Genomic DNA, 18983 nt, shown 5'->3' on the forward strand with positions numbered 1-18983 from the left:
ACATCATTCACTGTCAGTAAAAGACTAGTCCATACACCGAAATTTCACCCCCAGGGGTGAAGAAAGGCATGTGAGGCTGGGGCATGCTTGCGGGCATCAATTGACCCCCAAGACTCAAGAGCTATTTATGAATCAGACTTCTCGGCATTTTTTTCCTGTAGAAGCCAACGGCTTCAGACTGTGTTTGCTGGCCTCTGCGGTTATGCTGGCTTCGGCTTCGATGAAACTGGAGGCCGCGACAGGTTTTACCTGTGGCACGGAAACTCCAACCGGCAGTGGTGATTACATTCTGGATCAGGCGCACAGCGGCGCAATCGGAACCTGCATGGTGAACACGGATGGCGATACCATCACACTCACAAGCAACGGTGAAATGACCAATGCAGGTGGCATGGCCATGCGTATTGATGCCGATAACGTTTCCATCGACAACAGCGGAACAATATCGTCGACGTCTGCAAACTTCAGTGCTCGAGGCCTGTACGCAAACGGTGCCAGCAACCTGACCATCAATAATAATGCTGGCGCCCTGATCAACAGCGATTACGGTACAGCGCTGGAAATCACTCAGTCCACAGGAAATCCCGGATCCGCGTCCGTTAACAACAGTGGCACTATTGACGGCCGTAACGGCATCTACACAATCGGTGCTAATGATGGATCATCAAATATCGATTTTTCGTTAAATAACTCGGGGACTCTTCAAGCGTCGCCCTCTCCATCATTGCCAGCCGCTTCTGGGAAAGCGTTATATCTGTCCTATACAGATGCTTCATCGATCGTTAACTCCGGTGATATCACCAGCCAGGATTCGGAAAGCACCCTTGAGGTTACTTTCAGCTCCTCAGTGGATAATCTGGAGAACTCAGGAACCATCAGCAATACCAATAATGGCCGGGCCATATTTGTCACCCAGTATGGCGTTAATGGCAGCTCATCCGTCAACACCCTGCTGAATGATGGTGTCATCAGCAACCACTCATACAACAATCCTACCGTTCATTTTGTGGGATCCACCCTGGGTTCGATGACCAACAACGATACTATCCGAAATACCGGTGGCGGCACGGCACTGTTCTTTGCACCTCAACTTTTTTCCGGCTCCGGTACCGTTATTACCAACAATGGAACGATTGAGACCACTGGTAATACGGCCGTATTCATTAGCACCGCAGCGGATCTGAGCAACTTCATCAACTCGGGCACAATCACGGGTGACTTCACCGCAAATGCCACCAATGACTTGAGGCTGCTGACGATCGCAGGTAACAACTCCGCCGTGTTCAATGGCCATGTTGATGTTGCCGGTGCCGATGTTGTCTTCGACAACGGAGCTGTATTTACGCCCCTGAGATATCAAAGCTTTCTGGCAGACAACTTTAATCTTTCCGGCGGCACCCTGGTACTGAATCCTGATGCCGCCGATAGAACCGCCGGATCAAATCTGAGTGTCGCTACGCCAACGATTACCGGCGACTTCAGTGGATCACAGGGAACGTTGCAGGTGGTGGTGATCAATGACACGTCCTACGGTCAACTGGCTGTTACAGGTGACGTGGATCTGGATCAGACAACCATGCATGTTGATGTCCGGCAAAACGGTCTGATCGTTGTTGGTTCAACCCTTGATAATGTCATCACGGCCACCGGCAACATCAATTACGGCTCCTTCAATATTACCGATAACTCTGCTCTTTTCGACTTTGATACCGTCCGTAACACCAGTGACCTGGACCTGATATTGAACTCAGACGGCCAGGGAGAATCAACCAACTCAAGCGGTAGCGGTAGCGGTAGTGGTGGCGGTTCTACCGGCTCACCGGGAACCCCTTCATCTGGCAACCTGATTACAGCAGTTGAAGAAGCCGGAAATACGACCGCCCAAGGACCTGCCGGCGTTGTTCAGGGCTTTGCCAATGATTATGCCAATAACCAGACAACCGGAAATGCACAGCTGGATTCAGCCGTGCAAACCCTGGGTACCTACGCAACCAATGAAGAGCTGGCCAATGCTACAGCCACCATGGCACCTGCATCGGCTGCCACGGGGCAACATGCCCATTACGACACGCGCCAGGTTAATGCGGTGGTCGGAGAACGTATCGACTATCTGCATGGTTTGGCTTCAGGCATGAGTGCGGGTGATGAGCCAGCATCGACAGGCCATGTCTGGCTTCAACCCTTTGGCAGCTGGGCTGACCAGGACACCCAGGACGGGGTTGCCGGCTATGATATTGATGGCTACGGGCTCATGATGGGGATGGATACAAGGGTATCGACAGAACTGGACCTTGGCGCCGCTTTCTCCTATGCACGTGGGCAGGTTGACAGCAAGATGCCAATCGGCGGCTACACGACCGATGTCCACAGCTACCAAATCACCGGTTATCTGACCAAGATGATCGACAGCACCACTGTTCTGAATACGATGGCAGGACTGGGCTATTCAGATTACAAAACCCATCGCACTCTGTTCAACAGCGCGCAAGCTCAATCGAACTACAACAGCTGGGCAACGAACCTGAATCTTGAACTGGAAAAGCACTATGGCTTGTCCGATAAGGCAAACCTGGCAGCTATTCTGGGCGCCGCCTATACCTACATTGATATCGACGGCTACACTGAAACCGGCGCAGGCGCACTCAATCTTGATGTAAACGGCGACTCTTACAGCAGCTTAATCACGTCTGTCGGAGCTGAGCTTTCCTATGCCTCAAGCCCGAACTGGTTGCTCATCACCGATGCCTCCGTCGGCTATGACCTGCTCAACGAGCGCACCACTGTGACCTCGGCCTTTACCGGAGGTGGCGCGACCTTTACAACTCAGGGTATCAAGCCGGATGCGTGGGTATATGACGTCGGACTGGGCAGCAAATACACCACTGACTCGGGCACTGAGATTACCGCCCAATACAAGTTGCATGGTCGGGAAAACTTTCAGGAGCAGACCGTCTCTGTCAATATGCGGTGGCTGTTCTAACCGTTATCGATCTTGTGCGCAGTGCTGAATCCATCAGCACTGCGTTGTTTCAGGGATGATTTGGTCGTATGTGCAGTTCCAGAAAAGTATTGATCATTGATGATCACCGACTCTTTGCCGGCGCCATCTCCGCATGGTTCGAATCGCTCGCCGATGACATTAAAACCATCTGCGTGGAGAGCTGTTCTGAGGCCGAAGAACAGATTCTGCGTAACCCCGACATCTCGATTGTGCTGCTTGACCTTAACCTTGAAGCTGAAGACGGTGTGACAACCTATCGCCACCTCAATAAGCTTGAAGGAAAGCGTGCTTTCATATTATGTACGGGAGATGCTCCTGACAGCTTGCACCTTGACGAGCGCTTGTTCAGCGAAGTCTCCTTGATCTTCAAATCAGACCCGCTTGAAACATTCAAGGAGTGTTTTTTAGCCGTCATTAACGGCTACAGGTTTCACTCTGACTCCGCCTCCAAGGTCAAACGTTTAAAATACATCGACCTGCCGGAGTTAACGCTGCGTCAAAAAGCCATACTCGCACTGATTCTGGCGGGCGAGAGCAACCAACTTATTGCCGAACGCCTGAATGTAACTGAAAACACCATCAAGACTCATATCAGACACCTTTATTCTCGCCTGGGCGTAAACAGCAGAATAGAGTGTATTGATCGTGCCGATCAGATGCGCTTCTATCTTGACTAGCTTCTCATATCAGGGTTCATATGATCAGGTAATAAAAGCTCGGTAACCCAACCTTCTTCTGAGCTTTTGTACACTGATAGTTTAATCTGCAGTATTCGACACAGCCTCTCTATAATGACCAACCCATAACCCTTGAGTTGTGGCTCAATATCGTCATTCGCACTTTTCTCCGCACTGTCATATCCCTTGACATCAAGACACCAAACCCTTATGTACACTTCCCCATCCAATGATTTAACGCTGACGTTAATCGTATTCTGGTGCGTCTGTGACAGATAGTTTCTCAGTATATTTTCCAAAATCCTTTCGAGGATAAAAACATCGGTCCTGAGCGATATATTCTCCAGATCAAGGTCAATTCTGTTTCCACTCAACTGGATCATCTGCTCCAGAGGACGCAGCGTAGCGTCGATCAGAGATTGTGGCGAAAACGTTTCAATTGTCAGCAGGGTTTCACGGTTTTTCAGGTCTGATTTACTGACAATTCTATTCAGGTTTTCCAGGGTTACGTCCAGGGATTCAATTGCCATCTCACCCGCTTCCGGCTTTCCCAGCTTGTCACACAACAGTGAGATATACAGCCTCGCAGACTGAATCGGCTGGCGCAGATCATGACCAATAATACCGAGCATGTAGTCTTTGGATTCATTGGCCAAGCTAAGCTTTTCCTTGGTATTTTCCAGCTCAACTGATTTGACGATAAGGTCTATCTGATTCTTATGTATCATCAGGCTGAAAGTACAGAGTGTCAGCCATGCAAAACATGCCAGATAGAAGGTTGTGCTCCCCAAGCCATCCATGGTGTATATATTGATCGATAAAGAGAGAAAGACCGGCGTAATAAAGGTTATGTAAATTTCGGGATAACACCCCATACTGATAGACGGTATAGAGGACGCCATGATGACGGCCGCAAGTGCAAAATATATCTGATCCGGGGTTGCATGACTGAAAAATATAAATGGCATTGACGACCAAAGTGCTCCCCAAGCAACGGAGAGCAGCATGTTACGACCGCGCCATTGATCTATGGAAGCACGATCAAGCTGAACACCTTCAACCTTTTTATAGTAACTGACAACCCGGTAAGACAGCATCGAGATCGAAATCGTGCCCAGATACCAGACCAAAAGGTAATGGGTTTCCACCTGCTCAATAAAAAGCAAGCTCAGTCCAAATGCCAACAGTGCAGAAATGACCATTCTTGAGCCGACTTCTTTCATGAACAGAGTAAATCGCTGCTGCTCAATCAAACTGAATAGCGGATGCTGTTTGTGCTGGCGTATGGTCAGTAATGGCATTGCTGTTACATCCAGGGGTAATTAAGAAAGAATCATGAAGACTGAGGGATAAAACACTTCACGATTGGTTGGCACAGCCGATTGGCTATGTGAGATTTCTGAAATGAATTCCGACCTGCTGAGAGCGACACGAAGACAGGATTTGAGATGATTCGAAAAAATGATTATGCCACGTTGCCACTTCAGCTTCTTGCACCTTGGCCCTGTTATCCACTTCCAGCCACTCGCATCGATTGGTGTATAGCTGGCCTGATTGCATGCGCATGTCCTGAAGCACACAATGAGCAATCGATAAGGCAGCTTATCACTATTAGCCACCATAAGTGACTTGGCATTTAGTACAGCACTCGAAAACTCAGCCCCCCTTCCACCCCGGCAAACCAGCATCGGCTGGACTTTGAGGTTCTCTTGCCAAGCCCTGTGGATAGCCGGATACTGCACGATTTCGCCATAGGTACATGAGGTGCTTGCGTTGACACAGATTACCGACAACACAGTGGTTCAGTTCTACTACACACTGACCGATGCGGATGATACCCAGATCGAAACCAACCACGGCTCAGACCCGATCGCTTACCTTCACGGTCATGACGGTATGATTCCGGCCATTGAGGCAGCTCTGGAGGGTAAAGCCGCCGGTGATACCCTGCACCTGACATTGACACCGGAACAGGCTTACGGCGAACGCAAGGAAGGCCAGGAGCAGCGCGTGCCACTCAAACACCTGCAGGGCCTGCCCAAGGGTGTACGCAGCTGGAAAGCCGGCATGGTCGCGGTGGTTCAAACTGATCAGGGCATGCGCCAGGTCACCGTCATCAAGCCGGGCCTGAAAATGATGCTGGTCGATACCAACCATCCGCTGGCCGGCAAGACACTGACCTACGATATCGAGGTGGTCAATGTTCGCGAAGCGACCGATGAAGAAATCGCGCATGGTCACGCACATGGCGTTGGCGGTCATCACCACTAAAACGGTGCAACCGTTCGCCTATCCAGAAAGGCCACGACTATGCTGAAGTTCCTTACCCAACTGTTCAGGAGAAAACCCATGCCACGCGCCAGCGCACGTCACATTCTTGTCAGCACTGAAGCCGAATGTCAGGCATTGAAAGAACAAATCGCGGCGGGTGCCGATTTTGCGGCACTGGCCAAAGAGCACTCTCAGTGCCCGTCAGGCAAGCAAGGCGGTGAACTGGGTACCTTTGGCCGCGGCCAGATGGTTAAAGCCTTCGACGACGTCGTTTTCAGCGCTCCGATCAACGAAGTCCAGGGCCCGGTGAAAACCCAGTTCGGTTACCATCTGCTGGAAGTGACCAGCCGCGAGGACTGATCACCAATCGGGAGCAAAATGACCGCCCCCTGACGGCCCTTGCCTGGTACTCTGCCGGGCAGGGCCGTTCTTTTCAGTGACTGAAAAACGAGAACTGTCGATACTCACAGGAACCACAATGGCTGAATTTGAACAACTCGTGATCGAGGATCTTGTCGAAGGCACAGGGACTGAAGTCAAAAAAGGCGGCGCCTTGATCACCGCCCACTACCGCGGCTTTCTGGAAGATGGCTCCGAGTTCGATTCGTCCTATGACAAGGCCCAACCGTTTCAGACGGTACTGAGCCGCAAGAAAGTAATCGCTGCCTGGGTCGAGGGCCTCAAAGGCATGAAAGTGGGTGGCAAACGCAAATTGCTGGTACCCGCCGAGATGGGATATGGCGAGCGCGGCTTCGGTGACAAGATTCCACCTAACGCGAATCTGATTTTTGAAATTGAATTGCTGGAAGCCCTGAATCGGGAGTGAGGGCTTTCTGGTAGTGGCTGTCGGGCTTGTTGGCCTGATTGGGGCGGCCAGCTCGACACCAAACAGTGCGCCGCTGACGACTTGTGATGCAGAAAAGCTCAAGCAGTTTCTCAAAGACACTGTAGTTTACCGGCTTTCCAGCGACGACTTTTTCAAGGTAGTCAGACAGTCGCGTTTGTGGTGCTTTGGCCATCCTGGCAACTCTCCCTGCTGCAATGCAGCGTATTTCAAAGGATCAGCTAGCGTCGCTCTGCAAGTTTCTTGTACACCGCGTCTCTTTCACGCTTACCAACCGCCAGCACATAGATGACGATCTCATCGTCTTCAACTTCGTAAACCAAACGATACCCGGCAGTTTTCATTTTAATTTTGTAAACCGATTCGTAACCGCGCAGACGGGACGCCGGTACATGCGGGTTCTCGGCCCGCTCGGAAAGCTTCTTTTTGAGCTGGTCGCGCAATGACGGTGCCAGTTTTTTCCATTCTTTCAGTGCAGCCGGAATGAACTTGATTTTATAGGTCATCCAGGCTCACTTCGATTGCCTGATCGCGTTGCTGTCTGCGTTCCTCAACCAACTGAGACAATGCCTGGTCCTCCAGCTGATCCATCATCCATTCATAGGTTTCGGCAGGCACCAAGTAAGCAGCCGGTTTGTTGTGGTTGAGGATGGCGATGGTTTCACCACCCGATTCTTTTAACAGGGCGGTGGGATTCTTCTTCAGCTCAGAAATGCTGGCTGAGCAGTTGGCAAGCACCTGTTGCATAACGCACCTTCAATAAAAGGAATAAATTAAGTGCTAAATATAGGTCATATTCTGAAAGCTGACCAGAGGGTGAAGTCATGAAACAGAGAACGAAGGCCGAGCCAGTTAAAGAGTAACTGGCTCGGAGCTTATGAGATGGAAAACCGAAATCATTTTGACCTGACAGCCAAGGCCCTGAAGGGGGTAGCTGTCAGATCGGGCATAAACATCAGAAGCTTAGATGCCAACCTGAAGAGCAGCTTTCACACAATCAGCGCCTTCAAGCTGTCCACATCCTTGTAAACCACATCCTCCTCTGCGAGTTCGAAGTGTTTGCGGCCACAGCGGATTTTCAGGTTTTCATCACGGCGGCGGTCGCTTTCCACGGTGCTGGACTTGGTTTCCGCCACGAAGTACACCCGCGTATCGCCTTCGAACACCACTGCCCAATCCGGGTTATAAGTCCCCAACGGGGTATCGATCCTGAATCGGCCGGGCAGTTTGAAGAAGAATTTCACACGCTCATCCAGCGAACAGTCCTGTGCAAACCGGTTTTCCACATCGCTGTCACTGAACACGCAGGGGAAGGCGTCTCCCATTGCCTGCTTTTCTTCATCCAGTGGCTGCGCCTCATACACGGTTTTGCTAACCGGCGTGGTCAGATCATCCTGTATTTGTGGATAAACGCTACTCAGGTACGTCTCTACCGGTTCGTCAAACAACGTCATTTCGTACCGCTTACCGTTGATCTCGTGGTACTCGATACCCTCGACCAGCAACTCCTGCAGCGTTTTTCGGACCGCTGTCACTACAAGGTCCAGAGACGCCTGGGGATTGATCAGCAGCTCATCCAAACGCCCCGATTGCTCCAGAATTGCGAACAGCGTCGACCGAGACAGGTGCACGCGGTTTTGAATATAGGCGTACACATCAGGTACACGGGGGCTTTGATAGTGGGCATCCGTTTCACCAACGGCATTCCTGACGCCTTGAATGCCTTCCTGCTTCATGACCAAACGAGCGCGAAGCGAACGAACTTTGGGCGCCTGTACCCTGGGGTACTGATGGGTGTCCTTCAGTGCAGCAACCGACTGGCTGACCAGCTCGGCGGTATCAAGCTTGACGCTGTAACGGGTTTGGTAGTTGATCTTGTTCCAGATCGCCTTGAACAGGGCTTCATCTTCGACGCTGAGTGCCCGGCGCTGCACACGGGCCTTGGCGCGTGCATTTTTGACCCGTCCCTTGAAGCTGACACCGGTTTCGTCTTCGATCTCTTGCTGCAGCGTACGCGCAAAGGCTTCATAGCTTTCGTTGGGGATCACTGTCAGTACGTTGACAGCCTTGTCCTCTACTCGCGCCCCGTGCTGGTTCACGGCCAAACGAAGTCCACGGCCGATCTCCTGACGCTTTTTCATCTGGCTCTGGGTTTCATTCAGGGTACAGATCTGGAACACGTTCGGGTTATCCCAGCCTTCACGCAGGGCCGTATGGCTGAAGATAAACTGCAGAGGCTCATCCTCGCTGAGCAGTTGCTCTTTCTTCTGCATGATCAGCGCATAGGTCTCATCATCCTTTTTCGAACCACGCTCGGTACTGTCGATCCAGATTGTTTTGGCGTTGCTGCCCTTGCCCTTTTTATCCTGTGAGAAGTAACCGTTGTGCACCTCTTCTGCGGCATGGGGGATCAGGCCCGGATACTTCTGCGCATATTTGTTGAAGGCCTCCTCGAACCACTGGGCAAACTTGCCCGGCACCGGGTTGCCGTCTTCATCATAGCTGCGGTAGTTGGCCACCTTGTCGATGAAGAACAGGCTCAATACCTTTACCCCGATCGGCTTGAGGTTTTTCAGCTTGGCAAAGTGGGCGGCAACCGTGCGTTCGATTTGAAAGCGCATCACATCATCGGTCAACCCACCTTGCTGCTCCTTCAGGCGCAGCCGGGTGCCGCCGGAAAATTCGATCTCCTGATCACTCAAAAATTCGGTGAGCATATAACCGTTGGCATAGGCTTCACGCTGTTTGGATTTTGTATAGAGGTCGTCACCCAGCTTGATTGTCACGTCCTTGCGCTTGACGCCGTTTTTTTCGTTAACGTCAATGCGCACCTTGGCGGCCATGCCTTTGGGCTTCTGCTCGATCTTCAGCAGCTCGATAAAGGCCTGGTTATGGCTTTCGTCGGCTTGTACGCCATCCACTTCGATCTGCTTGACCAATCCCAGGTCGTAGGCCTTCACCGGATCCAGCGAGTACAGCAGGTTGTAGTGGTATTTATGGGTCGCCGAGTACCTCAGGGTACAGAGCGGGTTCAGGTCCCGCAGCGCCTTGCGGCGAATATCGGTCTCGAAGTTCTGCGGCTCGTCCACAATCACGATCGGATTGACCGAGCGAATATATTCGATCGGTGCAAAGGCCCGCTCACCCGGCTGATTGATCTTGTTACTGTCCTTGGTGAAGCTGTCGATGTTGATCACCAGCACACTCAAGGCATCGCTTTGGGCGAAATGGCGCAGATCACTGAGACGATTGCTGTTGTAGAGGATCGGCAGGCAGGGCTCATTGCCATAGTCCGCGGCAAAATGGCTGCGCGTAACCTCCAGGTTTTTCATGGTGCCTTCACGGATCGCCACGCTGGGCACCACCACCACAAATTTCTTGAAGCCGTACACCTTGTTCAGCTCATACATGGTCTTGATAAAGGTGTAGGTTTTACCGGTGCCGGTCTCCATCTCCAGCGAGAAGTGCGGACAAAAGGCTGGCTGCTCTTCACCCTGTGCGCTGGTTAACGTCCAGGTCTCCGCCGCCAGTTCGCTGGCAGCTTCAAGTCCGTTGGCCTTTTGTACCTGTTGTACATTGGTCAGCAGCTGTTCGGCGCTCAGGTGCAAGCTGTTGCCGATGGTACCGTCAGGCGCGTACTGCACGCTGGCCGTACCCGTATGGGTATTGGCCAACTCGAAGCTGCCTTTGGCCAACGGTTGTCCGTCAAACACCTTGACCACCGACTGCACCGCCTGCGTCTGGTAGGCCTGATGGGTAAACTGGAGTTTCATTCCTTGTGCCATAACGCTCCCCTCAGATCACCAGTAGACCGATATCCAGCCCGGCCAGCTCCAGCTGCAGGTTGCTCAGCTGCTCGTCCGCTTTTTCACCCACAAAGCAGGAGTTGAGCATGATCATCTGGGCGGGTTTGGCCTTGATAATCTCGTCACGCAGCGCCTCCACATAGGGCTCGAAGCAGAGCCAGAGCTGACTATCATCCGGCATCAACACTCGATGCAGAGTCACACCACAATCCAGTGTTCGGGGTTTGCTGATGGCATGCACACCCAGTGCACCCAGCCCCTGCTTGAGTAACAACTCGGTCAGCATGGCGGTCTGGCTTTCAGGGGCGTCAACATCCGTTTTCTCGGTTTGCTGGAAGATTTCCAGCTGCTGGCGAATGGCATCCGCATCTGCCAGATCATTGCGCCAGACCTTGAAGTTGCTGGGCGCCAGGGTGAAATGAGCGCAGGCCAAGCCCTCGGTTTTTTCCGGGTATTCAGCCTTAAACTTTTCGATCACTTTATCGATACGGGCACGGGTAATATCGGCGATGGTGCGGTAGCCGGCTTTATAGGCTTCGCTGTTTTCTTCCAAAAGCTCCGGCATCTGGACACAGATACATTGGCGATTACCACCATCAGATATATTTAGCTCCATGACCGCATGAACTGTAGTCCCAGAACCGGCAAAGAAATCTAGTACAATATCCCCTTGCTGGACATTGGCCACAAGCATAGCTCGTTGAATCAATCGGGTGGGTTTTGGAGTTTCAAATATTGCAGCATTACCAAATAATGCTTTTACAATTTTCTTACCCTCTTGTGTGTCACCAACATCTTTACGCTCCCATATTGTTTGAGGAGTGATGCCCTGCTTAACTTCTGATAAGAAGCGTTTAATCGATGGAATACTTGTACCTTTTGGACCAAACCAAATACGTCCATCATCAATTAGCTCTTTTACCTTCGACTCTGGCCTCCCCCAACTATTTCCTGAGGGTGGATAGAACTCCATACCATTATCAGGATTCACTATTGCATAGTAATCCCTTTCTCTGAACTCTTGCCTTGTAAGGTCGCTAGACTTCCATGGTCCTCTAGGATCATCATCTGGGTTTTTATATCGTGCATTAGCCTCTTCTGAACGAGGCAGTAAACCTATAGTAAAATCTTCTATATTTCTTGCATAACACAAAATATGCTCATGACTGTCTGAAAAATACTTCGCATCATTCTGTGGCGAATATTTTTTCTGCCAGACAATATTACTGAGAAAGTTATCCTCTCCAAATATCTCATCACAAAGCAGCTTCAAATTAGCTGCTTCATTATCATCGATGCTAATAAAAATCACCCCATCCTCCCGGAGCAGGTTACGGGCCAGATAGAGGCGGGGGTACATCATCGACAACCAGGCGCTGTGGTACTGGCCGCTTTCCTTGCTGTTCTTTTTCCACAGGCTCTGCTTGTTCAGATAACCGGCTTCGTTCTTCTCACCGGTGCGGCGCTGGTACTCATCCAGGGTTTCGGAGTAGTCATCCGGGTAGACGAAGCTGTCGTTACCGGTGTTGTACGGCGGGTCGATGTAGATCATCTTGACCTTGCCGTAGTAGCTCTTCTGCAGCACCCGCAGCACTTCCAGGTTTTCACCCTCAATCAGCATATGGGGAGCCTGCTCCGGATTACCCTCTGACGGGCGCAGGGTATGGCTGGTGGTTTTCTGGATTTCGCGGCGGGCTTCGGTCTTGCCGGCCCAGCTCAGTTCGTAATGCTCAGCCGGTGCAGTGCGTTCCTGCCCCAGCAGTGCTTTCAATCGCTCCAGATCGATCTGGTTATCGCAGACAATTTCCGGCGCCGTCTGGCGCAACAGTGCAAGCAGTTCGTTCTTACGCTCAGCCAGCGCATCGGGGCTAAAGCCCAGTGCCGCTACTTCTGATTGCTGGTCGGTATGTGTCATTGTCATCTCTCCTGATTCCAAAACTGCCAGTCCTGATTATTCGTCATTCGTATTCTGGCCAACCGGGCTGCCTTGTTTGATCAGCCGGTTAAAATTAATTTCGTAAAGAAAACCTGCTCCGCCGGGTGCTTGCAGGGCAGTTATCCGAGATATTCAGATAACTGCCCTAACCAACCATTCAGGCGCCCAGGCTCAAGCCACCTGCCAACGCAGGATAAACAGCGTTTCAGTCTCGGTGGTTTCCTGCAGCCTCTGCTGCAAGGAGTCGATCAGCTGGTCACGCTGCTCCATGATTTCGTCTTCAACGGCAAAAATATCCTGCCGCTGGCGACGCTGCTGGCGCTCCAATGCGGCAATCTCGGTCTGGATCGCTGATTGCTCTTGCAGCGTCGCGGCCTTGCGTGCATCACGCTTTAGCTGGGCAATGCGGGCCTTGGTGTTTTTCAGCGCCTCTTCCGCGGCCAGCAACTTGTCATCGGCCCACTTTTCCAGCTTGTCGCGTTCTTCATTGAACAGGCGTTGGTTGGCTTCCAGAATCTCGGCGATCGACGCGGCGAGATGGCGCTCGCTGTTGGCGTTCAGCTGTGCCGGTGGCTCAGCGTCAATGGGCGTTGCCTTGGCTGCAGCTTCGATGGCCATCAGTTTCTCGCAGGCTTCCTGATCCAGAAGTTGGCCCTGGTCGGTCAGGCCGGAGAACAGCAGCTCTTCGGTAGTTTCAAAGGCGCTCACCAGCAGGCGATCCAGCCGCAGCCAGCCAGACTGGCCGACCAGGCTTTCCACCAGGCTGATCTTGCTGCCGTGCTCACTGTAGTTGAAAGTGATTTGGGCAATGGGCGTGGCGGCCTCAAGGCTGGATTGCAGCGCCCACTCCCCCAGCGGATGGCTCAGCCGGTAGGCGTGGGCCAGCATATCCGGTTGCGCACCGCCACGGATCAGCTGGTAGCGGCCGGGCGCAACCGGCTCAGCGATACCCGTTGGCGGCTGCTGTAGTGAAAAGGCATAGGAGCCATGGTCAAAGCGTGCCTGCTTGTGCAGTGCATAGCGGGTGACACCCCAGAACCAGCGACCCAGCTTATCCAGCCGCGCTTCGGCTTCATCCAGCCTGAGCTTGAGCCGGTCGTGCACGTCCTCATCGAAGTTTTCCAGCAGCTGGCTTTGGGTATCCTTGATACGATCGTTGATCGCCTCTTCCAGCTCGGCCTGCAGGGTATTGAAGGCGGCTTCGATCTCATCCGGATGGCGGCAGGTTTCATAGATCGACAGGATGCGCTTTTCGAAGTCGATGCCGCTTTCGATCCGTCCCAGCACCTCATCGGAGGAACCGAACACGCCCGAGAACAGATGCAGTTTCTCTGACAGCAATTCCAGCACCCGTTGGTCGGCCTGGTTACGGGTGTTAAGGAAGTTGATCACCACCACATCAAAACGCTGGCCGTAACGGTGGCAACGGCCGATGCGCTGCTCCACGCGCTGGGGGTTCCAGGGCAGATCATAGTTAATGAGCAGCGCGCAGAACTGCAGGTTGACCCCTTCGGCGGCCGCTTCGGTGGCGATCATGATCTCGGCCCCACTGCCGTCATCCTTGCGGAAGTGGTCGATCAGCGCCGTGCGGCGGTCGACCTGAGGCGAGCCGGTCACTCGATCGGTGCCCTTATGCTCCTCCAGCCACTGCTGATAAATCACCGTTGTATCGGGGTGGTTATTGGTGCCGCTGAACAGTACCAGTTTGTCCTGATAGCCGTTGGCGGCAAGAAACTGGTACAGGTATTCCTGAGTACGCCGGGACTCGGTAAAGATAATCGCCTTTTGCGGGGCACCCAGCTCTGCCATGTTGGCAAAGCCCAGCTGCAACGCGGTCAGCAATGACTGCGCCTTGGTATCGGTTTTCAGGCCCTGTGCCAGCTCGATGAGAGTGTTGAGTTCGGCCAGCTCATCCTTGATCAGCGTTGTCTTGTCTTTGGGCTCGACTGCATCCGGTTGAATGGCGTCTTCGTCCGGCTCTTCCAGGTAATCGGTTTCCAGGTCATCCTCTTCAGCCCACTGTTCCAGCAGATTCACCTGATCAGCCGCATCTTCGTTCTCGAGCAGCAGTTCCAGCCGGGTGCGGATGGTTTCGAGTGTACCCACTATCGCCGGCGTACTGGAGGCCAGCAGCTTGCGCAGAATCAAACCGGTCAGATGGCGCTGCCGCTTCGGCAGTGCATAGGACTCCTCGCGCAGCAGAAACGCGGATACCTGCTCGTAGAGAGCCTGTTCTTCGTCGGTGGGGCTAAAAGGCTGTGTCAGCGCACGGCGCTCGGTATAGCGAATATACTCCAGTACATCCTTACGCAAGGTGCGTTGGGTAAAGCCACTTAGTCGTTCACGCAGTTCATTCAGCCCATCGGGATTATTCAGATACTGCTTGCGGAACGCTTTCTCATCACCAAAGAGATGTTCGTCGATCAGGGTGGAAAGGCCGTACAACTCCATTAGCGAGTTCTGCAGCGGTGTGGCCGTCAACAGCAGCTTCTTGCGCCCTTCCAGCGCACGGCGCAGGGCCTGACCGGTACGGTTGCTTTGACGGTGCGCATTGCGCAGCTTATGCGCTTCATCGATGACGACCAGATCCCAGGGGATGGCGCGTAGTTCCGCCTCCAGCCGGGTCGCAAACTGGTAGGACATAATGATGACGCTTTTACCCGCCAGCCGCTGCAGGGTATCCATCACGCTGCCGGCAGACTGTTTCCGCAACGCGATGGCATCCAGTACGGTTGTGGGTACCGCAAACTTTTCCAGCAGCTCTTGAGCCCACTGCTTACGCAAGCTGGCGGGTGCAATGATCAGCAACTTGCGTTTGCGTTCCGCCCAAAGCTGACAGAGCACCAGTGCGGCCTCAATGGTTTTGCCCAAGCCCACCTCATCGGCCAGCAGTACTCCCTGTTGCAGGGGATTACGCATGGCAAACAGGGCTGCTTCGATCTGGTGCGGGTTCAGATCGACACTGGCATCGAACAATGATTGAGACAGACGATCGACACCATCGGCTGCATGACGTCGAGTCAACTCATAGGCATAGTATTTGGCGTGATAGGCGGTTACGGTCATGGCTTGCTTCTCTGAAAATCCTTTTAACGCCATCAACTTGGAATCTGCGCTTTGTGTATAAATGTCAGGCTGGATGCTGTCATTTTACATGACTGCTTTCTGGCTAATAGTCCACTACCAAGCAAAAAATACTTAAGCCTCCCCCCCCAACACCTCCCGCGCCTGCCGATGGATCGCTTCCCGCCAGCTCTGCGGCTCAACCACATCAATCGCCGAGCCAAAGCCCTGTATCCACCACTGGGTCTGCTGGTCGTTAGGCACCTCGGCTTCCAGCCAGCACCAGCCCTGTTCGTCCGGTTCATCAGTAAGCCTTTGCACATCACTCAATGGCGTTTCCGACAGCAACCAGGCTACTTCAGGTCGAATGCGGGCTTTTAGCTGGACGCTCTGTTCATCCAACGGGTAGCCGAACGCGCCGGTGGATATGTAGTCGTCCACACAGAATTCCGGTTGGGCACGATAGGGCTGCTCACTGGGGGTGATGCTGAGAATGCGATGCAACGCAAACTGGCGCACGTCGTCGTAGCCGTTCACGGTGGCCAGAAGGTAAGACATGCTATGGCGTGCAACGATGCCGAGTGGGTGCAGAGTGAAAGCCTTGTGCTCGTCTTTGGAGCGGCTACGGTATTCCACATCCAGTGCATACCGGTTCAACAAGGCGTCCGTGACGATCTGCCAGGTATCGTGTTCGATCAGGACCGGGATCAGCGCCTTGCCGTTGGGGATCGCTTTCACAAAGCGGCTCCAGTGCGCCAGCCGGTTGTCGTTGATGCCATCCAGGTATTTGCGCGCCGCCTCGAACTGTCCGGATAGCTGATCAATGGCGATCTGGGGCAGCAGTCCGCTCAGGTATTGCTCTGCCAGTACCAGCGTCAGGGCCGTTGCCGTATCCAGTGCCGGCAGGTTGCTTTTGAATTCCCGATCGAACGACCAGCGATAAGGCCGCTGGCTGCGGTCGCACAACAGCGGGAAGTGGGCAGACATCTTCTCAAGGTCACGCTGGATCGAGCGCAACTCGACCTTGAAGCCGCGCTCTTCCAGCAGTGCCTGCAGCGTGGTCGTGGCCCTGTAATGGGGCGCACGCGGAATTAGCTGCAGCATGGCCAGGTATCTAAAGAGGGTGTCTTGGCGACCACTCATACCACCTCCCTGTGATTGCGTGTTTCTGTTGGGCGACATAATAACAAATCCTTGTTTCGATGGGAGTTTCAGTTGATAAATCCGATGGCACGGGGCTGATGACGCGTTTTGATGGCGTGTTCCTGCTCAAGACCGGCGATCAGGTATTCCGGCGTCAGGGCTTCACCCAATACTTTGGCTCGGCGCTCAACGGTGGCGAAATCCCCGGGTGTCAGCTGTGTCAGCCGCTTAAGGCGTGGTGCAATTCCGTCCACCTCAACAGGTGAAAAGGGTTGTGTCTGGTGCATGCCCAACAGCCGATTGAAGAAGGACCAGGCCTGATCAAACGCCAGATAGTCAAAGCGAACCTTGAAGTCGAACCGCCTCAAGGCGGCACTGTCCAGGTGCTCAATGAAGTTGGTCGACATGATCAGAATGCCATCAAATTGTTCCATCTGGACCAGCAGTTCATTGACCTGGCTGACTTCCCAGTGCTGTCGTGCCTCAGATCGCGGCTCCAGAAAACTGTCCGCTTCATCGATCATCAGAATCGATCCCGCTTCTTTGGCTTCGACAAACGCCGAAGCCATTTGCTGCTCGGTTTGACCCACATAGGGGCCGAGCAGATCTGAGGCCTTTTTCATCAGCAGCGGTTTCTTCAGTACACACTCCAGATAACGCCCCAGCTCACTCTTCCCGGTACCGGGTGGCCCATAAAGGCAAACACGGCCCTGACCGCTGCGCTTGAGCCCTTCTACCAACCGCTCCAGCGGAAAGTCCGTGTTGGACAGCCCCGGATTGAAGCGTGACTGGCTGGGACGCCGCTCCTTGTGCTCCCACTGGTAGCCCAGTGCCTGATAAAGACTGCTCAGCAACTGTTCCATCATCTGCTCCACTCGCTCGGGTTTACGTAATCTCAGTCGGCGGACGACCTTGGCGGCACGGCTCAGGTGGGCGGGCTGCAGCCCCTGCTTCCTGGCCATCTTGCGCATCCAGCTTTCCCGCACGTTGATACCCTTCAGCGTGCGCTGGACCACAACGAAGCGTGTTGCCTCGTTCAGCTCCGGCATGCAGATGATCATATCGAAGCGGCGCAGATAGGCTTTATCCAGAGTGTCGATATCATTGCTGATCCAAAACGTGGGGCGGGGGTTTTGTTCCAGCAGGTTGTTTATCCAGGCTTTTTGGCCTGTCTGTTCGCGGTAGGTAAATACGTCTTCGATTTCATCAAACAAGAGCACCGATTTGACGTTTACCCGGAGCAATTGCTGGCTCAGCAGATAGGCAGAGAAACGCCCGTGCCCCGTGATAAAAACACCATTAGAGTCGGCATACCTCACCTCAAAAAGATCGACACCAAGCTCACTGGTCAACGTATGTACCAGCTCGGTTTTACCCGTGCCTGGCGGGCCATAAAGCAAAATATTGGTCCCCTCCTGCTTAGACCGAATAACTGCCTTGAGATAGCTTTTGAGTGATTTGTATCGATCAGAAATATGTGCGAAGTCATCCGGTGTCAGTTCAGGTGTGCGATTGCTCTGTCGAGTGAAATACTTCAAAAGCGCCTGAGGCCCTTCCGTTTCATACAGCATCACACTGTCGATGCTCTTGAGCAGCTTAAAATCACGGCCGGAGTCCCTGAATTCGAGTAACCGGCATCTGCACAGGTTGCCATTGACTGACAATGCCTCCAATACCAGGTGACGCGGCTGTCTGATCGCAACAGAGATCAACCCTGCCAACTGTGATACATGTGGCAATCCGTACTCATTGGATACCTTGGACAAGGTTTCTTTGAGGCCATTGTGCAGCTCAGTAACACACAAAAACCCCAACACTTCCATTTCAACCCTGTGCATCCCAATTGCTTTGGCCAGGCGGGACAGGTTTTGATCCAGTAAAGCCGGTTGGATGTTCTCACGTTCCAACTCTAGCTGACGGGACTTAAATAGCTGCAAAGCTCTCAGCGGCGTGACCTCTTGGTCGCGCAACTCACGCAGCTCTACCAGCTCAAGGATCTCATCTTCACAAAAGCGTCCATCTTCAATCACGAAACGGTAGACATGTGCGTCCACCAATAAACGCAATGACCACAGGGCTGCGCGCTTAAGATAGTTGTGGGAAAGCTTCAGTGCTGTGTCCCTAGTGCTCTGCTGCCTCGGCAATGCATTTTTTTCCATGCACCAGTCCTCCATTCCGATCGATACAATCAGAATAAGGAGCCAGCACGACAGAACCTGTCGCTTTGTGATAAAGCGTAGAC

General features: G+C 53.1%; 13 protein-coding genes. 5 read left to right on the forward strand and 8 right to left on the reverse strand.

The window, feature by feature from the left end:
- Nucleotides 1-127: 127 nt before the first annotated feature.
- Nucleotides 128-2980: an autotransporter family protein gene (locus LN244_RS12585; RefSeq protein WP_239040130.1), complete on the forward strand. Its 2853-nt coding sequence runs from the start codon at nucleotides 128-130 to the stop codon at nucleotides 2978-2980.
- Between the two features lie 89 nt (nucleotides 2981-3069).
- The gene (locus tag LN244_RS12590) at nucleotides 3070-3678 is read left to right on the forward strand and encodes a response regulator transcription factor (RefSeq protein WP_239040131.1); all 609 of its coding nucleotides are present in this window, start codon (nucleotides 3070-3072) and stop codon (nucleotides 3676-3678) included.
- On the opposite strand, the gene LN244_RS12595 is transcribed toward LN244_RS12590, so the two are convergent.
- Nucleotides 3675-4979 carry a sensor histidine kinase gene (locus LN244_RS12595; RefSeq protein ID WP_239040132.1) on the reverse strand — a complete coding sequence of 435 codons (1305 nt, stop codon included), beginning with the start codon at nucleotides 4977-4979 and terminating at the stop codon, nucleotides 3675-3677. The two genes, LN244_RS12590 and LN244_RS12595, sit on opposite strands and share 4 nt — an antisense overlap.
- 472 nt (nucleotides 4980-5451) lie before the next feature.
- Here LN244_RS12595 and LN244_RS12600 point away from each other — a divergent pair, with 472 nt between their 5' ends.
- The 3 genes from LN244_RS12600 to LN244_RS12610 all read left to right on the forward strand — a co-directional run bounded on the left by LN244_RS12600 (nucleotide 5452) and on the right by LN244_RS12610 (nucleotide 6775).
- A complete protein-coding gene (locus LN244_RS12600; RefSeq protein WP_239040133.1) occupies nucleotides 5452-5949 on the forward strand; it encodes an FKBP-type peptidyl-prolyl cis-trans isomerase in 498 nt (165 codons plus the stop codon).
- Between the two features lie 78 nt (nucleotides 5950-6027).
- The gene (locus LN244_RS12605) at nucleotides 6028-6309 is read left to right on the forward strand and encodes a peptidylprolyl isomerase (protein WP_239040134.1); all 282 of its coding nucleotides are present in this window, start codon (nucleotides 6028-6030) and stop codon (nucleotides 6307-6309) included.
- A gap of 118 nt (nucleotides 6310-6427) precedes the next feature.
- Entirely contained in the window at nucleotides 6428-6775 is a 348-nt protein-coding gene (locus tag LN244_RS12610) for an FKBP-type peptidyl-prolyl cis-trans isomerase (protein ID WP_239040135.1), read from the forward strand.
- A gap of 239 nt (nucleotides 6776-7014) precedes the next feature.
- On the opposite strand, the gene LN244_RS12615 is transcribed toward LN244_RS12610, so the two are convergent.
- The 7 genes from LN244_RS12615 to LN244_RS12645 all read right to left on the reverse strand — a co-directional run bounded on the left by LN244_RS12615 (nucleotide 7015) and on the right by LN244_RS12645 (nucleotide 18900).
- Nucleotides 7015-7299 carry a type II toxin-antitoxin system RelE family toxin gene (locus tag LN244_RS12615; RefSeq protein ID WP_239040136.1) on the reverse strand — a complete coding sequence of 95 codons (285 nt, stop codon included), beginning with the start codon at nucleotides 7297-7299 and terminating at the stop codon, nucleotides 7015-7017.
- The gene (locus tag LN244_RS12620) at nucleotides 7289-7540 is read right to left on the reverse strand and encodes a type II toxin-antitoxin system Phd/YefM family antitoxin (protein ID WP_239040137.1); all 252 of its coding nucleotides are present in this window, start codon (nucleotides 7538-7540) and stop codon (nucleotides 7289-7291) included. Before LN244_RS12620 ends, LN244_RS12615 begins: the two co-directional genes overlap by 11 nt.
- A 242-nt stretch (nucleotides 7541-7782) precedes the next feature.
- The gene (locus LN244_RS12625) at nucleotides 7783-10578 is read right to left on the reverse strand and encodes a restriction endonuclease (RefSeq protein WP_239040138.1); all 2796 of its coding nucleotides are present in this window, start codon (nucleotides 10576-10578) and stop codon (nucleotides 7783-7785) included.
- Nucleotides 10579-10588: 10 nt separating this feature from the next.
- On the reverse strand, nucleotides 10589-12514 hold the full coding sequence (locus LN244_RS12630; protein ID WP_239040139.1) for a site-specific DNA-methyltransferase: 1926 nt from the start codon (nucleotides 12512-12514) through the stop codon (nucleotides 10589-10591).
- A gap of 192 nt (nucleotides 12515-12706) precedes the next feature.
- Nucleotides 12707-15601: an SNF2-related protein gene (locus LN244_RS12635; protein ID WP_239040140.1), complete on the reverse strand. Its 2895-nt coding sequence runs from the start codon at nucleotides 15599-15601 to the stop codon at nucleotides 12707-12709.
- 132 nt (nucleotides 15602-15733) lie between these two features.
- The gene (locus LN244_RS12640; protein ID WP_239040141.1) at nucleotides 15734-16741 is read right to left on the reverse strand and encodes a helix-turn-helix transcriptional regulator; all 1008 of its coding nucleotides are present in this window, start codon (nucleotides 16739-16741) and stop codon (nucleotides 15734-15736) included.
- A 68-nt stretch (nucleotides 16742-16809) separates the two neighbouring features.
- Nucleotides 16810-18900 (reverse strand): AAA family ATPase, encoded by a 2091-nt coding sequence (locus LN244_RS12645; protein WP_239040142.1) that lies wholly within the window; start codon nucleotides 18898-18900, stop codon nucleotides 16810-16812.
- Between the last annotated feature and the right edge of the window lie 83 nt (nucleotides 18901-18983).

This window comes from Marinobacterium sediminicola (assembly GCF_022343685.1).
Lineage (GTDB): Bacteria > Pseudomonadota > Gammaproteobacteria > Pseudomonadales > Balneatricaceae > Marinobacterium > Marinobacterium sediminicola.

Coding starts and splice junctions, on each gene's coding strand:
- LN244_RS12620 (WP_239040137.1), bottom strand. CDS start 7,540: ATGCAACAGGTGCTTGCCAACTGCTCAGCCAGCATTTCTGAGCTGAAG.
- LN244_RS12585 (WP_239040130.1), top strand. CDS start 128: ATGAATCAGACTTCTCGGCATTTTTTTCCTGTAGAAGCCAACGGCTTC.
- LN244_RS12625 (WP_239040138.1), bottom strand. CDS start 10,578: ATGGCACAAGGAATGAAACTCCAGTTTACCCATCAGGCCTACCAGACG.
- LN244_RS12640 (WP_239040141.1), bottom strand. CDS start 16,741: ATGAGTGGTCGCCAAGACACCCTCTTTAGATACCTGGCCATGCTGCAG.
- LN244_RS12615 (WP_239040136.1), bottom strand. CDS start 7,299: ATGACCTATAAAATCAAGTTCATTCCGGCTGCACTGAAAGAATGGAAA.
- LN244_RS12630 (WP_239040139.1), bottom strand. CDS start 12,514: ATGACACATACCGACCAGCAATCAGAAGTAGCGGCACTGGGCTTTAGC.
- LN244_RS12610 (WP_239040135.1), top strand. CDS start 6,428: ATGGCTGAATTTGAACAACTCGTGATCGAGGATCTTGTCGAAGGCACA.
- LN244_RS12635 (WP_239040140.1), bottom strand. CDS start 15,601: ATGACCGTAACCGCCTATCACGCCAAATACTATGCCTATGAGTTGACT.
- LN244_RS12605 (WP_239040134.1), top strand. CDS start 6,028: ATGCCACGCGCCAGCGCACGTCACATTCTTGTCAGCACTGAAGCCGAA.
- LN244_RS12645 (WP_239040142.1), bottom strand. CDS start 18,900: ATGGAAAAAAATGCATTGCCGAGGCAGCAGAGCACTAGGGACACAGCA.
- LN244_RS12595 (WP_239040132.1), bottom strand. CDS start 4,979: ATGCCATTACTGACCATACGCCAGCACAAACAGCATCCGCTATTCAGT.